The following is an 18,866-nucleotide window of genomic DNA, read 5'->3' as shown; positions in this document are numbered from 1 at the left end:
TCACTCAAATATAATAGTAGAAAGAAAGATGACTAAATTAGGAGTGATCAAGATGAAATATTCATTTGAAAAGGGATTTTTATGGGGAGCTGCTACCTCTGCTACTCAAATTGAGGGCGCTGCATTTGAAGGTGGAAAAGGTAAAAATATTTGGGACCATTGGTATGAAATAGAGCCAAATCGTTTTTATAATCAAGTTGGTCCAACAAAAGCGTCTAACTTTTATGTTACATATAAAGAAGATATTCAAAGAATGAAGGAAATTGGCTTTAATTCTTATCGTACTTCGATTTCATGGTCACGTTTAATTCCTGATGGTAACGGTGTAGTGAATGAAGAGGCAGTCGCTTTCTATCAATCTTTAATAGATGAGTTAATTAATCAGAATATCGAACCAATTATAGGCTTATACCATTTTGACATGCCTTTTGCTATGCAGGAAATCGGTGGGTGGGAAAGTCGCGAAGTTGTTGAAGCGTATAGTCGTTTTGCTCGTATTTGTTTTGAGTTGTTTGGAGATAGAGTGAAAAAATGGGCGACTCATAATGAACCAATCGTTCCTGTTGAAGGTGGTTATCTGTATCAATTCCACTATCCTTGTATAGTAGATATGAAGCGTGCAGTCCAAGTTGCTTACAATACAATGATTTCAAGTGCTATGGCCATTAGAGAGTTTCGTAAAGTGAAAGTAGAAAATGGGCAAATCGGAATTGTAATTAATTTGACACCATCTTACCCAAGAGATGCTCAAAACCAAGATGATGTGAAAGCAGCGAATATTGCAGATTTACTCTTTAACAGAAGCTTATTAGATCCCTCAATAAAAGGCACTTATCCAGAAGAATTAATTTCATTAATAAAAGAAAATAACTTACTACCTGTTACTAATCCTGAAGATCACAGACTAATGAAAGAAAATACAGTTGATTTTCTAGGTGTTAATTATTATAGTCCACGTCGAATTAAAGCAAAAGAAACTGCTGTTGATCCATCAAAACCAATTATGCCAGAGTCATTTTTTGATAATTATGATATGCCAGGAAAGAAAATGAATATTTACCGTGGTTGGGAAATCTATGAAAAAGCTCTTTATGATATCGCAATTAACTTAAGAGACAATTATAACAATATCCCATGGTATGTATCTGAGAATGGAATGGGCGTTCAAGATGAAGAGCGTTTCTTGGATGAAAATGGAATTGTGCAAGATGATTATCGTATTGAGTTTATTAGTGAACATTTAAAGTGGTTGCATAAAGGGATCAGCGAAGGTTCAAATTGCTTTGGTTATCACCTATGGACTTTTATGGATAATTGGTCATGGTTAAATGCATACAAAAACAGGTATGGATTTTATCGAGTAGATTTAAATAATCATTTTGAACGCACGATTAAGAAAAGTGGACTTTGGTTTAAACAAGTTGCTGAAAGTAATGAACTTGTTATTGAAGATTAATAAGCTTATTTAAAGGGAGAGCAAAACAATGAAACATTATGCAGTCATTGATTTGGGCGGTTCAGCAATAAAATATGCATTAATGAAAGAGGATGGCAGATTTGTTGAAAAAAGTTCTGTCCCGACACCAAGAGAAGGAATTGAAAATTTTATCTCTGAAGTGACGAAAATAGTAAAAGAATATAATCGTAAAGTAAAGATTGAAGGGATCGCATTAAGTATGCCAGGTGCAGTAGATGTAGAAACTGGTATCATCGCTGGGGCAAGTGCCATTCCATATATTCATGGTCCAAATATTAAAGATTTATTGTTTGAAAGCACAGGATTACGTGTTGAACTAGAAAATGATGCAAATTGTGCAGGATTAGCCGAAGCATGGATTGGTTCAGCAAAAGACGTAAATGACTTTATTTGTATTGTAATTGGAACTGGTATTGGTGGAGTTGTTGTCCTAAATAAAAAAGTGCGTAGAGGGAAAAATCTCCATGCAGGTGAATTTGGTTGTATGCTTGTTAAGGACTATATGTCCGAAACATTAGGCAGAAACTGGAGCGAGGTTGCTTCAACGACGAGTTTAGTTCATGCAGTTGCAATACGCAAAGGGATAGACTGGAAAACACTTAACGGTAAAAAGGTATTTGAACTTTTTGATCGTGGTGATGAAGAAGTTAAAATAGAGGTTGGAAAATTTATTAAATACTTAGCTGTAGGTATTTTTAATGTAGCGTATGTAATTGATCCAGAGAAAATATTGATTGGTGGAGCAATTAGTGCCCGTAAGGAATTAATTGAACAACTCAATGCAGTACTGGCAACAATGAGAGGGAAGCATGCAACCTTAGATATATCAGTTGAACAGTGTGCATTCGAAAATGACTCAAATTTAATTGGTGCACTGTACCATTATATGCAACAAACAGGAGTGAACATTGGAAGTGAGCAAATATAACGAAATTGCTAAGGATATTCGGCAAAAAATTTCTAATCAAGTGTATGGAGTAGGTGAAATGCTTCCAGACGAGTTTACATTAGCCGAGCAGTATGATTGTAGTAAAATGACAGTTAAAAAGGCAATGGACATTTTAGTAAGTGAAGGGTTGATTGCAAAAAGACGTGGATACGGTACGATTGTAAAAGAAGCACCTTTATTTAATGTGCATCAATTAAATCGAAATGATAAAAAGCATTTTGGCTTAACTCAAAAAGTAGGAGCTAAACGAGTAAATTCTAAAGTTTTATTATTTCAGGTAATTCCGGCATCAGAAAAATTAGCTTCATTATTGAATTGTGAAACGAACAGCTTTATATACGAAATTAAGAGAGTTCGTTATATTGACGGAAAACCATTTGCCCTTGAAGAAATATATATGCCAATATCAGTTATTCAAGGTTTATCGGAGAAACATGTAAATAAATCTATTTACCAATTCATCCAAGAAGAATTAGGTTTAAAAATAAAAAGCGCTCAAAAAATCATAAGAGCGGTTAAAGGGAATGCGCTAGACATCCAGCACTTACATATTCATAAGCATGACCCAGTAATGGAAGTAGAGCAAATTGTTTTTCTAGCAGATGGTAAAGTTTTTGAATACTCCATCACACATCATGTTTATCAATTATTTGAGTTTCAAACTGTCATCATAAATGAGTAGGAAGAACAGGAAGGACGAACATAATGTCTTTCCTGTTTTTATTTTAAAGAGGATTTTTAAATCAAACAAACGTTTAATTAAAAAGTTAATGGGCGTGGGTATACTATATCAAGTGGGTGAAGTTGAATCGGTGAAGTCCCTATAACTGTGAATCTTGTAAGCTAATCTTAATTGGTTGGAAAATGAGCATCCTAGTATTTAATTCAACCAACAATTCATTTTTACTGACGTGTAAGATAAAAAATTATCATTGTGATAAAAAATTCTTATCATTAGTTGTATTTTCAGATAAAATAGAATCAGAGAGAAATATGTGAATGGGGGAATGAATGTGAAATTTAATTTTAATGAAGAAATCAGCCGAAAGAATACTAACAGTACGAAGTGGGATTCAATTGATCAGGTATTTGGATGCACAGAAGTTCTTCCTCTATGGATCGCAGATATGGATTTAGCATGTGCGCCAGCAATAGTAGAGGCACTTACTAAAAGAGCACAGCACCCTATTTATGGATATGGGCATATTCCAGAGGAATTTTTTGAAGCTGCTATCAATTGGGGTGCAAAGCGCTTTGGTACAAAGATTAATCGTGAATGGTTAACGACTGTCCCTGGTGTTGTTCCGGCTTTAAATTTAGCAATAGATGCATTCACAAAGGTTGGAGATGAAGTCATTATTCAGCCACCTGTTTATTATCCTTTCTTTAGTGTCGTGAAAAATAATGGCCGAAATTTAGTCGAAAATCCTTTGATCGAACAAGATGGTTACTACTACATGGATTTAGATGATTTAGAAAAGAAGATTACGAGTAAAACAAAATTACTTATTTTATGTAGTCCAGCAAATCCAGTTGGTAGAGTGTGGTCAAGAGAAGAGCTAAACGCATTAGTTGAAGTATGTAAAAAGCATAAAATAATAATTATTGCTGATGAAATTCACGCAGATTTAGTGTATGAAAAAGGCACGCATATTCCTTTTTACTCTATAAGCGAGGATGCTGCGAATATGAGTATTACGTTCATGTCACCAAGCAAAACGTTTAATATCGCAGGGTTATTTTCTTCATTAGCTGTCATTCCGAATCCGGACTTATTTACAGAATTTACCCATTCAATTCTTCGCGCAAGCTTAGAAAATTTAAATATATTTGGAATTGAAGCTGTCATTGCTGCTTATAATGAAGGCGATGAGTGGTTAGATGAGTTACTTATTCATTTAAAAGGTAATGCTGAGTATATCCACAATTATCTAAAGAACCATATTCCAGAAGTTAAAATGAAAGTAACAGAAGCAACTTATTTAGGTTGGTTAGACTTTAGAGATCTTGGCCTAACATGTGATGAACTAAATAAATTTTTAGTAAAAGACGCAAAATTGGGATGCAATGAAGGTCGTGTTTTTGGATCCAATGGTAAAGGGTTCATGAGATTAAATTATGCTTGCTCTCGTAAAACTATTGAAGAAGCTATGGTACGGTTAGATCAAGCGGTTAGAAAGTTAAAGGTATGTGTTAATGAGTGAGGTAGAAGTTAAGCAATCGCGACAAGTAAATGAGTGTCACAATGAATTATTAAAAATGTATATCCCAATGGTTACATTTATTGCCAATGTGATGGGGAAGCATTGTGAAGTTGTACTTCATGATTTAACAAACCCAGAAAACTCTATTGTTGCAATTGAAAATGGGGAAATCAGTGGCCGTAGAGTAGGCGGTCCAATTACTGACTTAGTATTAAAAGTAATGCAAGAGGGCGCTTATAAAGAAGTTGATTTTATCACTAATTATAAAGCAAGTGTAAAAGGCAACCGTACTTGTCGATCTTCTAGTTATTTTATTAAAAATGAAACCGGGGAGATTATTGGCGTACTTTGTGTAAATGTTGATGTAACTGTGCTAGAGAATGTGAAATCTTACTTAGATGATTTTATAATGACTAGTTTTCAAAATGAAGGTCAAAAGCCTTTGAAGGTACACAACTCAGATGTTTTTGAGAGTCTTCATGAAACTGTTGAGGATGTTCTAGAAAATATGATTACGAAAGTATTGAGTGACTATCACTTGTCTCCAGATAGATTATCAATTGATGAAAAACTTGATGTAGTTCGAAAATTAAATGAAGCGGGTCTATTCCTTTTAAAAGGTGGAGTAAGTGAGTTAGCTCAAAAACTAAAAGTATCTGAAGCAACGATTTACCGCTATCTTAGCAAGGTAAAATAAGACAGAATGAAAAGAGGATATATGCATAGCATATATCCTCTTTTTTATATGAGAAAAACTATTATGATATGATTGAAGTAAAGGCAGTTCATTCACATAAGAAATGGTAAGATAAAGAAAAAATAAATGTCTATTAGTAAATATTTGAACCGTTAATGTGAGTTCATAATTTTGAAATTGAAAAATGAAATAATAAAAAATAAGATAAGAATTGATATATAGCTAACTTTACTTAGGAGTGGAAAGATGAGAGATATTTCGATATTAATTGCTGATGATGAGGAGGAAATTGCAAATCTGATTGCGATCCATTTAGAAAAAGAAGGGTATCATGTTGTGAAAGTGTTTGATGGACAAGAGGCTGTTCGTATAGTCGAAACTCAGTCAATCGATTTGTTGATTTTGGATATTATGATGCCGAAGTTGGATGGTTATGAAGTAACACGCCTTATTCGTGACAAGCATAATATGCCCATTATATTTTTAAGTGCTAAAACATCTGATTTTGATAAAGTTCAGGGGTTGGTAATAGGAGCGGATGATTATATGACTAAACCATTCACTCCAATCGAATTGGTTGCTCGTGTAAATGCTCATCTCCGACGTTTTATGAAGCTAAACCAGCCTAAAACAGAAAATAAAAGCTGTTTGGAATATGGTGGATTAGTTATTTCCCCTGACCAACGTACGGTTACGCAATATGGCGTAAGTATTGAGCTAACCCCGAAAGAGTTTGATATTTTATATTTATTAGCGAGTCATCCGAAGAAAGTTTTTAGTGTTGAAAATATTTTTCAACAGGTGTGGGGTGAAGCGTATTTTGAAAGTGGGAATACAGTTATGGTTCATATACGTACGCTTCGGAAAAAACTTGAAGAAGATATACGAAAAGACAAATGGATCAAGACGGTATGGGGAGTAGGGTATAGCTTCAATGGTTAAAATGATGCACAGTTTTCGTTCAAAGATGGTATTGTTATTTGGTTTAAGTATGTTTTTATCAGGAATCATAACGTATCTATTCTATAAAGGACTTCAATTCTATTATCATGTGATGGTTCGTTATGAAGATCCCATGGCACAGTTTCGTATTTTGGTAGGAAGATTCGGAGACTTTAATATCTTTTTTATCCTATTTATCTTACTATCTTTCCTGTTCTTCTTTTTACTTACTAAGCCTTACTCTACTTATTTTAAAGAGATATCAAACGGCATTCATAACCTTGCTCGCGGTGATTTTAAACATAAGGTACAAATTCATTCAAATGACGAGTTTAGAGATATTGCTCAAGATATTAATTTGGCAAGTGCAAAATTAGAAGAAGCGATTTTGCGAGGAGATTATTCAGAAAGCAGTAAAGAACAACTTGTCGTAAACTTAGCCCATGATTTAAGGACCCCACTTACCTCTGTTTTAGGATATTTAGATTTGATCCTAAAGGATAAAAGTTTGACGGAAGATCAAGTAAGACATTTCTTAACAATTGCCTTTACGAAATCTCAACGATTAGAAAGGTTAATTGATGAATTATTCGAGATCACTAGAATGAATTATGGGATGATATCAGTTGAAAAAAAGAGAATCAATTTAACTGACTTACTGAATCAATTAAAGGAAGAATTGTATCCTGTACTTGAAAAGAATCATTTAATTGCTCGAATGAATAGTACGACCCACTTACCCATTTATGGTGATGGTGATTTGATTGTCCGTGTGTTCGAGAATCTGATGACGAATGCAATACGGTATGGAAATGAAGGGCAATATGTGGATTTAAACGGATTTATTGATGGAGATGAAGTGGTTGTTCAGGTTGTGAATTACGGGAATACGATCCCTCCAGAAGAGCTACCGCATCTCTTTGATATGTTTTATACCGGTGACAAAGCACGAACTCAACAAGAAGATGGTACAGGTCTTGGCTTGTTTATTGCAAAGAATATTGTGGAGCAACATAATGGATCAATTTCTGCTAAAAGTAACGTAATACAAACTATATTTGAAGTTCGTTTACCTCTGGTAAGTGAAATAAATAATGAAGTTTAATGAAGGACAATTTTACGATTTAAGAAAAATTTAATATTTACCCCACTCTTTTTTTTAATAGTTTTACTTATTCTTTTAAGCAAAGACGAATAAGGAGGAAGCTAGTTAAAATGAAGAAGTGGGGATTTTTATTGTTTTTATTAATGTTATTAACTTTACCTTTCATAAAAATTGAATCGTTTTTTGAACCGAGAGTAGTCATACAAAAATATAATCAATCAGAGTACAATGAAATAGAGAATAGAAATTCCGAAAGCACCTACAAAAAAGAAATCGCAGAAGAACAAATCTATCAGGGAAACTTGCTTTTGGTTAACAGTAAATATCCCGTTCACCCTGAAAGTATTAAATCAGATGTTATAAATTTATCTAATCAAAATGAATTGGCAAGGGACTTTGGGGTGATCGATAACGATATCTATTTATCAGAGGAAATAGCGCATAAATTTTCAGAAATGATTAATGCTGCAGAAAATGAAGGGGTTCGTAATTTCTCCATAACTAGTGGCTATCGAGACTTTGAGAAGCAAAACAAACTTTATCAAGAAATGGGTTCTGCTTATGCCTTACCAGCGGGCTATAGTGAACATAACTTGGGCTTATCTCTTGATGTAGGATCTACTCAAGAGAAGATGGCTGTAGCAGCTGAAGGAAAATGGATAGAGAAGAATGCTTGGAAATACGGGTTCGTTCTACGCTATCCAAAGGATAAAACGAATGTCACAGGAATTCAATTTGAACCGTGGCATATCCGATATGTAGGCTTCCCTCATAGTGCGATTATGAAGGAAAAAAATTTTGCTTTAGAAGAATATTTAGAGTACCTAAAAGAAGAGAAACACATCTCTGCTAAAATAAATGGGAAATCATACGAGATTACCTATTACCCAGTTTCTCAAAGCAGATCGATTAATGTAAACAGTCAAATGCATTATGAGATTTCGGGTAATAATATGGACGGCGTAATTGTGACTGTGTACGATTAAATATTTAATATATGCCTAATAAAGTTATGAGAGCATGACTAATTAATTCTTTCGCTTTTTGGCAAATTATCTAATGCAAAATAAACAATAGCAGAGCGAGTAATAAAGTTTGTAGTTAATTTAGTATTTATTCTAAAAGCTAAGTTATGAAACGGTGCGCAGATAATTAAGAAAGTAAGGGAGATTCGCATGAGTAAACAACGTAATATTATTTTATATATTGGTACTTCAATTGACGGATATATTGCAAATAATGATGGTACATTAGAATGGTTAGAAAAAACAGAAGTAGAAGGAGATTCTGGATACAATTCATTGCTTGAAAGAATTGATACTGTTGTTATGGGAAAAGGAACATATGATGTAATTCGTGGATTTGATATAGATTATCCTTACAGTAATTATAAAAATTATGTTTTTTCTAATTCTTTAAGTGGATCAGATGAATATGCTCAATTTATTAATGAAGACGTCAAAACTTTCATTAACAATTTAAAACAAAAACCTGGTAAAGATATATGGTTAATTGGTGGGGGTTATTTAGCGCGTGAGTTTTTTAAAGAGAATTTAATTGATGAATTCCAACTTGCCATTGCACCTATTGTTTTAGGAAAAGGAATCTCTCTTTATACAGGGGATGATATTACTCAAAATTACTCATTAACGAAAGTAGAAAAATTAGGACAACTTGCTATGCTTCACTACATAAAAAAATAATGTAATAGCTTATACGTGCGCCACAAGTTCGCTTTGCACACTCAAAAGTCGCTAATGCGACTTTTTTTGATTGGCCTGTTTAAGTTTTAGAAGGAATCAGAAGGAATCAATAGAAGATAAAAACAGACATGAGTAATTCAAAAATGTAGGGGGTATATAAAATGTTCGAAAAGGAATCAGAAAAAAGATTTAAAGTAATTTATAAAGAAGGTAAGCTGACAGGGAATAAAATATTAGAGGATAGAGAAACAGGAATTCAATACTTGTTTAGTTGGGATGGCTATGCTGGAGGTATTACGCCATTGTTAGATAAGGAAGGGAAACCATTAGTAAACTCAAATAAAGAGTAACGATCGACTGCTTCGGCAGTCTCTTTTTTTTGCACGTAGTTGAATCGCAAACAGTATTAATTTTCTTTTCTCAAGTGAATGGTGTACATGGCTAAAAAATTTTTAACAAGGGTAAGCTTGACATGACACATAAAGTATCGTACTTTAAATATATAACAAGACACCATTTAGTGTCCTTTTTTGAAAAAGAAGGTCATTGTGAGAGTAATTTGAACTGGAACAACAAAGCCATCTATCTTGGTTATACACGTAAGTAAAATCGATATATCAAACTTTAAAAATTGGAGGAGTTAAAAATGGCGAAAACAAACCTGTGTCAAAGCTGTGGTATGCCACTGAAAGGGGCAAATGACTTTGGAACTGAAAAAGATGGGACACCTTCTGAAAAATTCTGTCACCATTGTTATCAAAATGGTGAATGGGTGGAGAAAGATGTTTCATTCGATGAATTTTATGCACATAGTTTAAAAAGGTTTCAAGATTCAGATATGAACAAAATTGAAAAGTTCTTTCTTAATAAAATGTACACAAAAAAATTCTTAAAAAAATTAGAGCGTTGGAGCTAAATTTTCTGTAGAGATAAGAGAATGGTTCCATCATATGGAGCATTCAAAACTAAAATATGAATTGGTTCAATTTCAGACAGCTGCTTCGGCAGTTTTTTTGTTTTTTAAAAAACATTGTTTTCTTAAGTAGAAATGGAGAGCATCTTTTTTTGGGGTTACTAATAGGTGTAATTAAGGAATTATATCAATATTGTTTATTTAACTGACTGTAGTCTCGATGTTATAAATAGGTTTCTTTGAGCTTTAATGGAATAACTAAGTTGATGAAAAGGTAATAATGGTAGTGGATTTAGTCGCTTTCAAATTTAAATTTAACCGAGAGTAATTTTTTTGGGATTTTAAGCAACCTTGAAGTTGCACATTTAGGAATCATGTGCTACCATTAGGTTGCATATGTAAAAGAGGAGGTAAAATAAATGAATAATGATCGAATAGAAAGAGAAATTTTCATTGAGGCATCAATTGAAACGGTATGGGAGTTGGTTAATCAACCTGCATGGTGGGTTGGAGATGCACCAGGTCCTGACAAAGTACAAGTCGATGGATCACGTATTGTAGCGGAAACATCAAAATATGGTTCTTTTCCGGTTTTAATTGAACATACAGAAGTACCAACATATCTTGCTTGCAGGTGGGCAAGTTCTTTCCCTGGAGAGGAACCACGAGAAGGGAATTCCACACTTGTTGAATTTATATTATCAGCGAAGGAAGGAGGAACTTTACTTCGTGTAGTTGAAAGTGGCTTTGCTAGTCTGGAGGCATCAGAAGAGGAAAGAAGACATTTCTTTGAAGGTAATGTTAAAGGTTGGGCTCAACAACTGGAAGTGTTGCGAAAGCAGGCGGAGAAATAAAATGGAATCCACAAATAATAATGATTTCGAAGATGTTCTGATTGCGTTAGCAGACCCAACACGCCGTCAGTTACTTAACCTTATTGCGACAATGGGACAGGCGACAGCTACGACATTGGCAAAAAGGGTAACTGTTTCCCGTCAGGCAGTAGTCAAGCACTTAACAGTCTTAAACGGGGCTGAACTCGTTTCATCCGATCGCGTTGGAAGGGAAGTAAGATATTCAGTATTACCCGAAAAACTATCAGCAACAGCGGAGTGGATGGCAAGGCTAGCGACAGATTGGGATAGACGATTAGAATGGATTAAGCTTGCAGCAGAAACTAAAAACAAAACCGATTTAAATTGAATTTATGTTCCTGGAATACTACATTCTAGATAAACAAAATATATATAAGGATGGTTTAAAATGAATACTCAAATAATCACTAAATTAAAAATTAACAAGCCAACTAATGAAGTATTTGAAGCCATAGTAGACCCTGAAAAAATAGGAAATTTTTGGTTTTCATCTAGTTCAAAAAGATGGGAACAAAACATGACAATTACATTGAGGTATGATGAGTACAATGCAGAAGGTTCTATAAATGTAATAGAAATCAAAGATAATAAAAAAATAGTGTTTTCATGGGGGGAAGAAGGTCAAGAAACAATTGTTACAATTACGCTAAATGAAGTTGACACAAATACAACCATTGAAGTAATCGAATCAGGTCTAAAAGAAGATGATCCAGAAGTTGTGGCTAAAATGATTGGACAAAAAGAAGGTTGGGTATATACGTTAACTTGTTTAAAAGCTTATTTAGAGAATGGAATCAATAGTCTGAGGGCTTCTATTATCCACTAATATTGAGGTTCCTAAGTGGACAAGTTTCAAAGATTTAAACTTATTAAGACTACATTGGCGTTCTATTATTAAAATTGAACAATTTGTATATTGGTTTTGGGGAAGACTCAGATAATTAATAAATCTAATCATTAGTCGCATTTGCGACTTTTTTTATTGTGTTAACAAGCAGTTAGGTAGAATAAGAAGTGTTATAATGAATTCATCAAATAATGAAAATGATCTTGTCAGATGTATATTACTCTACATTATAAGTGCTGTTTTTCTCTAATGGTAATACGTTTTTACCATAATTAAGTTCAGCATTTTTAGTGTGTTTATAGATTAATCTACTTTGGTTCAACAGTATTATGGGTATGATCGACAAGGAGGAGTTAACTTTATATGGATCTTGAATTATCGAGTAGAAAAAGAAGGTTTTTTGCATCATGGATTGATGGAATGGCAAGTATTGCATTGTCAAAAATAGGATTATTACTATTTGGGTTAACTAATGAGGAATTTTTGAAGAACTATATGTTCGATAGTTTTTCCTTATTTTTGTATACAATTTTTCTAATCGTATCAATCATTGTATTGGATATAGTGATTCCCACTTATTTTTGGAACGGGCAAACCATTGGGAAAAAATTATTAAGAATAAGAGTCGTTACCGATGAAGGCGAAGATGTAGATATTAAGATTATGACAATGCGTTCAATCTTTCTTTTAGTGAGTGGTATCAAATTACCGGTTATACCAGAAGGAATGACGGTTATTCATTTAGTAGATTCATTTATGATTTTCCGTAAAGATAGAAAGACATTGCATGACCATATTGCAAAAACGAAAGTAGTTTATTGCTAGTTTCAGAGCTATTAGTAAAACGAAATTATTTCCGAACAACTGTATGCCAAAAAATAAGAAAGAAGGTTACATTATTTTTATTATGTAATCTTCTTTTTCTTATTTTTCTTTTTTATATAATTCTTAAACTATTAAATAAAATTATACAGGATATGCGCTAGTATATGAATGATCGATCGGCGGATTAGCGCCTAGTTTCAATGCAGCATCAATTGCCCAGTAAGGGTTACGTAATAATCCTCTCGCAATTGCAATTAAGTCTGCTTGATTTGTTTGGAGTGCATGCTCAGCTAAGTGCGGTTCTTCTAGCTTCCCAACCGCAATTGTTGGAATAAACGCATTTTGTTTTATTTCATTCGAAAGTGGTAATTGATAGCCTGGATATACTTCTTGTTGAAAAGACGGTACAGCACCACCACTAGATACGTCTATCATATCAACACCATGCTCTTTGAACACTTGACACATTTGAACCATATCCTCTATTCCATAGCCATTACGATCATATTCGGTGGCAGATACCCTCATTATTAAAGGCATATCCTCTGGCATTACACTTTTCATTGCATGAATTACATCGGTTGCAAAGCGTAATCTCTTTTCAAAGCTACCTCCATATTCATCATTACGATGATTACTTAATGGAGATAAAAACTGTTCAACCAAATAACCATGTGCAGCATGAAGCTCAATTGCATCAAATCCTGCACGAACTGCACGTTCAGTAGAATCTTTAAAGTGATTAATCATTTCTTGTATTTCATCATATGTTAGCTCTTTTGGAGGAATATTACCTTCATAAAAAGGAATTGCTGATGGTGCAATGAGATTATCGCCAACAGGTGCTTTTCGTCCAGAATGATTTAATTGGATGGCAATTTTTCCGCCAAGCGCATGAGATTCTTGTACGAGTTTGGTAAGCTTTTCTTCTTGAATATCATTATATAATCCTAAATCACGAGGATGAGTCATACCATTTGATGCAATTGCTGTAGACTCTAGCATAACAAGACCAACGCCGCCAATGATTCGTGAAAGATAATGTACATGATGCCAATTATTTACTTCTCCAGTTTTTTCTTCCGCACGGATTGTAACCATTGGTGACAATACGACTCTATTTTTTAATTCTAATCCTTTTAACGTAAATGTAGAAAATAAAGAAGTCATCTTTTTATCTCCTTAGATTTTTAATAGCTCTAATTGAAATGTAATAGCTAGAACAGAAATTGTAAATTTAAATGACTTTAACTATTGTGATCATCTTTGAACTTAAAACACATATGCTTATTATGTATTTTTACTGATTTTCTTGTATGTACCATTTGGCATATCGACTCATACCTTCTGATAAAGAAATCTTAGGTGCATATTGTAAATCATTTTTTATTTTATCGATATTGAGCGTATAATCATAACTTAAAAAGCTTGCAACATGTTTTGATAAAATAGGTGGCTTACCTGTTATATTCGCTATCATTTCTGAACTCGATGAGATAAAAGAAAGGAGCTTTGGAGAGATTTTCTTTGTATTGAGCTCCTCATTTAAATAAGAATATAACAATGTAAGTGCATCAATTAAGTAGATTGGTTGATCGTTCGTAATATTATAAAATTCTCCAATAAATTGATCCTCGGCCATTAAACTTAACATAATGACGTCTACTACATTATCAACATATGTAAAATCCATTAAGGTCTTGCCTTTATTAACTAGAGGGACGCCACGTTTCTTATTTGTATCTATTAGTCTGCCAAAAATCGTATGATCATATGGTCCAAATACTTGCCTAGGTCTAAGTGATATTGCAGGTAACCCTTTTAGCACAGCTTCTTTAACAATTAAATCGGCAATATGCTTCGTACTCGCGTAATAATTGGTATGACTTTGAGGCAGTTCATCATTTTCTCTCACATTTTTGCGACTTTCATTTGTAAAGTAGACACTTGGTGTAGAAAGATAAATAAATTTTTTTATGTTTGAAGATAATGAGGCGTCAACAATATTTTGTGTTCCATCAACATTTGTTTTATAAAAAAGTTCATATTGTCCATATGGAGCTGCAAGTGCAGCACAGTGAATAACAAAATCGACATCTTTTATTAATTTTGCTAATAACTGCTTATCCTCTAAATCACCTTTTACAAAAACGACATTGTCCATAGTTTTAAAAAGATTTGCCGCTTGCTCGTTCCTTCCAAAGGCGATTACATCATATCCAATTTCACTTAATCTCTTAACCGTATGCTTTCCCAAAAAGCCAGTTGCCCCACTAACAAATACTCTCATTGCTTCACCTCGTAATGGAATGTACTACTGTTCAAAATGTATCAATCTGTTGCCTTGGTATGTTAGAATACCTGTTTCGTTTTCTATAAATTTACCATAAATTAAACCATCGACACTTAACTCAATACTTTCTCCACTTTCAACTTCAAATGTTAGCGAGTAAGAAGTAGGACTTGGCATGATATATTGATTTCTTTTATGCTGAATAACCTTAGTTGATTTTGTAATTAGCGTAGCCGGAACAGTTATCTTAGGTTGTTTATTATTATAATTCCATTGTTTTAATACTTTTAGAAGAGTAAGAAAGATGCTGGCGAAAACAAATATAAATAGAATTGGAAAGACAAATGCAATGATCTTAAATGCATCTAAATCAGTATCAAATCCAAACATTTAGTTTCCCTCCTAAAATTAATGCCTTTCTATCAGTTTATTAGACACTCAGAAATTAAATCAACTAATTATTTAGAAGTTTTCACTGTTTGGTAATTAGTACTAAAAATAACTCTTTTTTTACTATCCATTCGCAATTGTATTGAGATGGATAAAGGTAATGCCTATTATTCGTAAAAGTGAAAATTATTATAAGAAGCAAAACAGAACGAAATGTGACAGATCTATAAACAAAGTAAAATAATGGTTAAATTAGGTAAAAAATTACAGAGTTTTAATTGAAAAATAGCTTGATGGGGGGTAGGATAATCCTAAGATTGTTTTCTATTATCCTTTTCAAATGATTGAAAAAACCATTTTCTTGACCAAGGTATTTCAATCATAAAAATATATTTGTAGATTAAAGGAGTGATAAGTTAATGGATGTTAATGAGTTGGCATTAGTTTTTAAGCGTTATTACGATTCCGATTATCGAATATTTTTTGTATCTGGCCACAATGAAGAACTGATTGAAATAGTAAATGCGAAAGAATATAACGGAAATCAAAATTTTGGCACGTATGTTTTAATCGCAAAAAATAAAAAGAATAAAATTAGACTAGTATCATTAAATTATGAAGAATTAGGGATCATTGAATTCTCATTAGAGGAGCTTGATGGTGAGAAGCCTCATGGGTGGACGAATTATATTAAGAGCACGATTCGTTATTTAAAAGAAGCTGGCTATCGAATACATCACGGTATGGATATATTAATTTGTGGCAATATTCCTAATGAAGTTGGATTATCGTCATCTACATCAATTGAAGCATTAACAGCTGTCATCATAAAATCTTTATATTGATGAAAAAAGTGTGCAAGATCGATATAATATATGACAGTTAAACACAATTTTACTTTTTCTTGGTAGCCCCCACTTAACGACTTTTCCCTTACTAAAAACCTTCCTAAAAAAAAATAGAGTGATTTAGCAGGATGTAAAATGTGAATAATTACACAAAATAATAATTATGTAAAAAAATATCCATATTTCACCTGAAAAATCTCGCGAAAGACTGGTACACTTCTATATAAGATAATAAACCAATATCAAACTATAAGACTTTATATGAACACAAACATTTATTGATCATCATGAATTATAACTTAAGTTTGATCATAACAATACGTCAGCGGAAGTGTACAAGGAGAAAAGTAGAAATGACGACCATTAAAGAAATTGCAGAAAAAGCAGGTGTATCCATTGCTACAGTTTCAAGGGTGTTAAACTATGATCCTGAGTTATCTGTAAGTGATGACACGAAGCAGCGCGTTTTTGAAACTGCAGAAAAGCTATCGTATAGAAAAAAACCGAAAGTAAAAAAGAATATAGCGAAGATCGCGCTCGTTCATTGGTATACAGAGAATGAAGAATTAGATGATTTACATTATATGTCTATACGATTCGGTATTGAAAATAAATGTGAAGAACATGGAATTCATGTTACAAAGTTCTTTCAAGGAACTGAAAAAGGATTAGCGGAAGAACAGTTTCAAGGGATTGTTGCATTAGGTTATTTCGATGAGCAACAAATTAAAACTTTGAAAAAAATATCGAAAAAAATAATATTTGTAGATTCATCCCCTAATGAAGAAATATATGATTCGGTCGTATCTGATTATGAAAGTGCTACAAAGAAGGTATTAGACCATTTTATTTCGCATGGACACCAAAATATTGGATATATTGGTGGGCGTGAACGTAATAAACGCCCTTTCGTTAAGGATTTGTTTACGCGTGAAAAAATATTTAAAACTTACTTGGCAGAGAAAAGCTTGTTTCAGAAGGAATATGTGTATACAGGTGATTTTTCAGCTGAAGAAGGATTTAATTTGATGAATAAAGCAATTCAAGATCATGGGGAGAAATTGCCAACTGCATTTTTTGTTGGATGTGATACGATGGCAATTGGATGTCTAAGGGCGCTTCATGAAGCAAATATTGCAGTTCCTGACCGAGTGAATATAATAGGAATGAATGATCTAACTTTTTCAAAATATCTTTTTCCAAGTTTAAGTACAGTAAAAGTATATTCAGAACTTATGGGGGAAACTGCAATTGATCTTTTACTTGAAAGATTAATGAACAGAAAGATTCCTAAAAAGGTAGTTGTTTCAACCAAATTAATGATTAGAAAAAGTAGTTTATAATATACTAAATGCCGTACATTTTAAAGTGTATGGCTTTTTTTTATATTAATTGAAAATATAAAATATTTTACTTTTAATAAATTATCTTTTTAGTATAATTAAAAATTAAAAGGAGTGTAGTGCATGAAGATAGCGTATTTAGGTCCGGAAGCAACTTTCACGCATGTTGCAGTTCAATCAGTTTTTACATCAGATGAACATATAGCATATTCGAGTATACCTGTCTGCATGGATAGCGTAGCAGAAGGGGAAGTAGATTTAGCGGTTGTACCAATAGAGAATTCAGTTGAAGGTTCGGTAACGACTACAATAGATTATCTTGTACATGAACAACCATTAAAAATGGTTGGTGAAATTATCATACCAATCAGACAGCATTTACTAATGTCAAAAGGACAGGTTCATCGATCAAAAGATATTGAGGTAATCTATTCTCATTCTCATGCTCTAGCTCAGTGCCACACGTTTTTACATAATCAATATAAGTATACAAAATTAGAACCAGTTTCTTCTACAAGTGCTGCAGCAAAATTAGTTAGCGAGCAACCTCAGGAATGTATCGCAGCCATTGCGAACGAATTTGCAGCAAAGAAATATGGACTAGAAATTGTAGCTAGTGATATTCATTCCAATTCGTATAATCATACTAGATTTATCGTATTACAAAAAGAAGAATCTAGTGTTGAAACGAATTATTTTCAAAAAAACCATACAAAAGCTACATTTGTCATCATGATGCCGGAAAATCGTGCTGGTGCGCTTCACCAAGTATTATCGGCATTTGCATGGAGACAAATAGATCTTTCCAAAATAGAGTCTCGTCCGATGAAAACAGGATTAGGTAATTATTTTTTCATTATAGATGTCGTAATGGGATATGATGATGTTTTATTACCTGGGGTAAAACAGGAATTAGAGTCACTTGGATTTTCTGTAGAAATTGTAGGGAGCTATTCAACAATTCAATTATAAAATGAAAAAAAGAAGGACGTTTTCTTCAATCAGTTTGTAGACAAATTATTTAAGCTAAGAGTTTCAGACTGATTGAAAACGCTTGTCTTTCGAGGCTCAGGAGCCGGATGAGGAGCGGAGTTACCTTTGACGGTAATGAGCACCGCAAGTAGGCGAAGCAACGAAGAAAGCGAGCGTTTGTCAATAGTCTGAGAGAAGGATATATTCCTTCTCTTTTATATTTTTTATGTTTCTTTTGATAATAGTGTGCTAGCAATAATAACCTGGAGGACAATAAGGATAATACGGGTATGACGGATATCCATAACCGTAGCCATATCCATAACCTCCAGCTAAAGTACCTAATAAAGCACCTGTTGCTAAACCTCCAACGAATCCTGGGTAAAACGGACGTCCAATTCCGAAGCCAGGACGGCCAAAACCTGGTCGACCAAATCCGCCTCCGAAAGGTCTGCGGTATTGATAATCATTATACATCTATTC

General features: G+C 33.4%; 22 protein-coding genes. 18 read left to right on the top strand and 4 right to left on the bottom strand.

Annotated features, from left to right (window positions below; genetic code table 11):
- Positions 1-52: 52 nt before the first annotated feature.
- The 15 genes from ABID96_RS18725 (at position 53) to ABID96_RS18655 (ending at position 12,537) form a co-directional block, all read left to right on the top strand.
- The gene (locus ABID96_RS18725) at positions 53-1,456 is read left to right on the top strand and encodes a glycoside hydrolase family 1 protein (protein WP_377896996.1); all 1,404 of its coding nucleotides are present in this window, start codon (positions 53-55) and stop codon (positions 1,454-1,456) included.
- A 28-nt stretch (positions 1,457-1,484) separates the two neighbouring features.
- Entirely contained in the window at positions 1,485-2,405 is a 921-nt protein-coding gene (locus ABID96_RS18720) for an ROK family protein (RefSeq protein ID WP_192603802.1), read from the top strand.
- Positions 2,392-3,108 carry a GntR family transcriptional regulator gene (locus ABID96_RS18715; RefSeq protein WP_192603803.1) on the top strand — a complete coding sequence of 239 codons (717 nt, stop codon included), beginning with the start codon at positions 2,392-2,394 and terminating at the stop codon, positions 3,106-3,108. Before ABID96_RS18720 ends, ABID96_RS18715 begins: the two co-directional genes overlap by 14 nt.
- A 331-nt stretch (positions 3,109-3,439) precedes the next feature.
- The gene (locus ABID96_RS18710; protein WP_377896995.1) at positions 3,440-4,630 is read left to right on the top strand and encodes a MalY/PatB family protein; all 1,191 of its coding nucleotides are present in this window, start codon (positions 3,440-3,442) and stop codon (positions 4,628-4,630) included.
- On the top strand, positions 4,623-5,327 hold the full coding sequence (locus ABID96_RS18705) for a helix-turn-helix transcriptional regulator (protein ID WP_192603805.1): 705 nt from the start codon (positions 4,623-4,625) through the stop codon (positions 5,325-5,327). Before ABID96_RS18710 ends, ABID96_RS18705 begins: the two co-directional genes overlap by 8 nt.
- A 246-nt stretch (positions 5,328-5,573) precedes the next feature.
- Positions 5,574-6,269 (top strand): vancomycin resistance response regulator transcription factor, VanR-F/VanR-M family, encoded by a 696-nt coding sequence (gene vanR / locus ABID96_RS18700; RefSeq protein WP_192603806.1) that lies wholly within the window; start codon positions 5,574-5,576, stop codon positions 6,267-6,269.
- Positions 6,262-7,374, top strand: coding sequence for a HAMP domain-containing sensor histidine kinase (locus ABID96_RS18695; RefSeq protein ID WP_192603807.1), 1,113 nt, complete (start codon positions 6,262-6,264; stop codon positions 7,372-7,374). The genes vanR and ABID96_RS18695 overlap by 8 nt, the downstream gene beginning before the upstream one ends.
- A gap of 110 nt (positions 7,375-7,484) precedes the next feature.
- On the top strand, positions 7,485-8,360 hold the full coding sequence (vanY, locus tag ABID96_RS18690; RefSeq protein WP_192603808.1) for a VanY-A/VanY-F/VanY-M family D-Ala-D-Ala carboxypeptidase: 876 nt from the start codon (positions 7,485-7,487) through the stop codon (positions 8,358-8,360).
- Between the two features lie 189 nt (positions 8,361-8,549).
- A complete protein-coding gene (locus ABID96_RS18685; RefSeq protein ID WP_192603809.1) occupies positions 8,550-9,077 on the top strand; it encodes a dihydrofolate reductase family protein in 528 nt (175 codons plus the stop codon).
- 161 nt (positions 9,078-9,238) lie between these two features.
- Positions 9,239-9,427 (top strand): DUF6440 family protein, encoded by a 189-nt coding sequence (locus ABID96_RS18680; protein WP_192603810.1) that lies wholly within the window; start codon positions 9,239-9,241, stop codon positions 9,425-9,427.
- 296 nt (positions 9,428-9,723) lie between these two features.
- Positions 9,724-9,993, top strand: coding sequence for a zinc ribbon domain-containing protein (locus ABID96_RS18675; protein WP_088001990.1), 270 nt, complete (start codon positions 9,724-9,726; stop codon positions 9,991-9,993).
- A gap of 416 nt (positions 9,994-10,409) precedes the next feature.
- On the top strand, positions 10,410-10,844 hold the full coding sequence (locus ABID96_RS18670; protein ID WP_192603811.1) for an SRPBCC domain-containing protein: 435 nt from the start codon (positions 10,410-10,412) through the stop codon (positions 10,842-10,844).
- On the top strand, positions 10,789-11,193 hold the full coding sequence (locus ABID96_RS18665; RefSeq protein WP_377897082.1) for an ArsR/SmtB family transcription factor: 405 nt from the start codon (positions 10,789-10,791) through the stop codon (positions 11,191-11,193). The genes ABID96_RS18670 and ABID96_RS18665 overlap by 56 nt, the downstream gene beginning before the upstream one ends.
- A gap of 60 nt (positions 11,194-11,253) precedes the next feature.
- On the top strand, positions 11,254-11,691 hold the full coding sequence (locus ABID96_RS18660) for an SRPBCC family protein (protein WP_192603813.1): 438 nt from the start codon (positions 11,254-11,256) through the stop codon (positions 11,689-11,691).
- Positions 11,692-12,075: 384 nt separating this feature from the next.
- Positions 12,076-12,537 carry an RDD family protein gene (locus tag ABID96_RS18655; RefSeq protein ID WP_192603814.1) on the top strand — a complete coding sequence of 154 codons (462 nt, stop codon included), beginning with the start codon at positions 12,076-12,078 and terminating at the stop codon, positions 12,535-12,537.
- Between the two features lie 141 nt (positions 12,538-12,678).
- Here ABID96_RS18655 and ABID96_RS18650 read toward each other — a convergent pair whose 3' ends face one another.
- The 3 genes from ABID96_RS18650 to ABID96_RS18640 all read right to left on the bottom strand — a co-directional run bounded on the left by ABID96_RS18650 (position 12,679) and on the right by ABID96_RS18640 (position 15,220).
- Positions 12,679-13,707: an NADH:flavin oxidoreductase/NADH oxidase gene (locus tag ABID96_RS18650; RefSeq protein ID WP_192603815.1), complete on the bottom strand. Its 1,029-nt coding sequence runs from the start codon at positions 13,705-13,707 to the stop codon at positions 12,679-12,681.
- A 130-nt stretch (positions 13,708-13,837) separates the two neighbouring features.
- Positions 13,838-14,827 carry an NAD-dependent epimerase/dehydratase family protein gene (locus tag ABID96_RS18645; protein WP_192603816.1) on the bottom strand — a complete coding sequence of 330 codons (990 nt, stop codon included), beginning with the start codon at positions 14,825-14,827 and terminating at the stop codon, positions 13,838-13,840.
- A gap of 24 nt (positions 14,828-14,851) precedes the next feature.
- Positions 14,852-15,220 carry a DUF2500 domain-containing protein gene (locus ABID96_RS18640; protein ID WP_192603817.1) on the bottom strand — a complete coding sequence of 123 codons (369 nt, stop codon included), beginning with the start codon at positions 15,218-15,220 and terminating at the stop codon, positions 14,852-14,854.
- Positions 15,221-15,639: 419 nt separating this feature from the next.
- Here ABID96_RS18640 and ABID96_RS18635 point away from each other — a divergent pair, with 419 nt between their 5' ends.
- The 3 genes from ABID96_RS18635 to pheA all read left to right on the top strand — a co-directional run bounded on the left by ABID96_RS18635 (position 15,640) and on the right by pheA (position 18,383).
- Positions 15,640-16,065: a GHMP family kinase ATP-binding protein gene (locus ABID96_RS18635; RefSeq protein WP_192603818.1), complete on the top strand. Its 426-nt coding sequence runs from the start codon at positions 15,640-15,642 to the stop codon at positions 16,063-16,065.
- 356 nt (positions 16,066-16,421) lie between these two features.
- Positions 16,422-17,411 (top strand): LacI family DNA-binding transcriptional regulator, encoded by a 990-nt coding sequence (locus ABID96_RS18630; RefSeq protein WP_192603819.1) that lies wholly within the window; start codon positions 16,422-16,424, stop codon positions 17,409-17,411.
- Positions 17,412-17,534: 123 nt separating this feature from the next.
- Positions 17,535-18,383 (top strand): prephenate dehydratase, encoded by an 849-nt coding sequence (pheA, locus tag ABID96_RS18625; RefSeq protein WP_192603820.1) that lies wholly within the window; start codon positions 17,535-17,537, stop codon positions 18,381-18,383.
- Between the two features lie 249 nt (positions 18,384-18,632).
- On the opposite strand, the gene ABID96_RS18620 is transcribed toward pheA, so the two are convergent.
- Complete coding sequence (locus ABID96_RS18620) at positions 18,633-18,860, bottom strand: spore coat protein (protein WP_088002012.1); 228 nt, start codon at positions 18,858-18,860, stop codon at positions 18,633-18,635.
- Between the last annotated feature and the right edge of the window lie 6 nt (positions 18,861-18,866).

It is taken from the genome of Gottfriedia sp. OAE603 (assembly GCF_040543965.1).
GTDB classification, from domain to species: Bacteria; Bacillota; Bacilli; order Bacillales; family Bacillaceae_G; genus Gottfriedia; species Gottfriedia solisilvae.
This window is presented reverse-complemented; position numbering and strand designations above follow the sequence as displayed.

Excerpts from the sequence above, each read along its gene's own strand:
- ABID96_RS18620 (WP_088002012.1), bottom strand. The coding sequence starts at position 18,860 with ATGTATAATGATTATCAATACCGCAGACCTTTCGGAGGCGGATTTGGT.
- ABID96_RS18670 (WP_192603811.1), top strand. The coding sequence starts at position 10,410 with ATGAATAATGATCGAATAGAAAGAGAAATTTTCATTGAGGCATCAATT.
- ABID96_RS18660 (WP_192603813.1), top strand. The coding sequence starts at position 11,254 with ATGAATACTCAAATAATCACTAAATTAAAAATTAACAAGCCAACTAAT.
- vanY (WP_192603808.1), top strand. The coding sequence starts at position 7,485 with ATGAAGAAGTGGGGATTTTTATTGTTTTTATTAATGTTATTAACTTTA.
- ABID96_RS18650 (WP_192603815.1), bottom strand. The coding sequence starts at position 13,707 with ATGACTTCTTTATTTTCTACATTTACGTTAAAAGGATTAGAATTAAAA.
- pheA (WP_192603820.1), top strand. The coding sequence starts at position 17,535 with ATGAAGATAGCGTATTTAGGTCCGGAAGCAACTTTCACGCATGTTGCA.
- ABID96_RS18630 (WP_192603819.1), top strand. The coding sequence starts at position 16,422 with ATGACGACCATTAAAGAAATTGCAGAAAAAGCAGGTGTATCCATTGCT.
- ABID96_RS18720 (WP_192603802.1), top strand. The coding sequence starts at position 1,485 with ATGAAACATTATGCAGTCATTGATTTGGGCGGTTCAGCAATAAAATAT.
- ABID96_RS18725 (WP_377896996.1), top strand. The coding sequence starts at position 53 with ATGAAATATTCATTTGAAAAGGGATTTTTATGGGGAGCTGCTACCTCT.
- ABID96_RS18635 (WP_192603818.1), top strand. The coding sequence starts at position 15,640 with ATGGATGTTAATGAGTTGGCATTAGTTTTTAAGCGTTATTACGATTCC.
- vanR (WP_192603806.1), top strand. The coding sequence starts at position 5,574 with ATGAGAGATATTTCGATATTAATTGCTGATGATGAGGAGGAAATTGCA.
- ABID96_RS18705 (WP_192603805.1), top strand. The coding sequence starts at position 4,623 with ATGAGTGAGGTAGAAGTTAAGCAATCGCGACAAGTAAATGAGTGTCAC.
- ABID96_RS18695 (WP_192603807.1), top strand. The coding sequence starts at position 6,262 with ATGGTTAAAATGATGCACAGTTTTCGTTCAAAGATGGTATTGTTATTT.
- ABID96_RS18675 (WP_088001990.1), top strand. The coding sequence starts at position 9,724 with ATGGCGAAAACAAACCTGTGTCAAAGCTGTGGTATGCCACTGAAAGGG.
- ABID96_RS18685 (WP_192603809.1), top strand. The coding sequence starts at position 8,550 with ATGAGTAAACAACGTAATATTATTTTATATATTGGTACTTCAATTGAC.
- ABID96_RS18680 (WP_192603810.1), top strand. The coding sequence starts at position 9,239 with ATGTTCGAAAAGGAATCAGAAAAAAGATTTAAAGTAATTTATAAAGAA.
- ABID96_RS18640 (WP_192603817.1), bottom strand. The coding sequence starts at position 15,220 with ATGTTTGGATTTGATACTGATTTAGATGCATTTAAGATCATTGCATTT.
- ABID96_RS18645 (WP_192603816.1), bottom strand. The coding sequence starts at position 14,827 with ATGAGAGTATTTGTTAGTGGGGCAACTGGCTTTTTGGGAAAGCATACG.
- ABID96_RS18655 (WP_192603814.1), top strand. The coding sequence starts at position 12,076 with ATGGATCTTGAATTATCGAGTAGAAAAAGAAGGTTTTTTGCATCATGG.
- ABID96_RS18665 (WP_377897082.1), top strand. The coding sequence starts at position 10,789 with ATGTTAAAGGTTGGGCTCAACAACTGGAAGTGTTGCGAAAGCAGGCGG.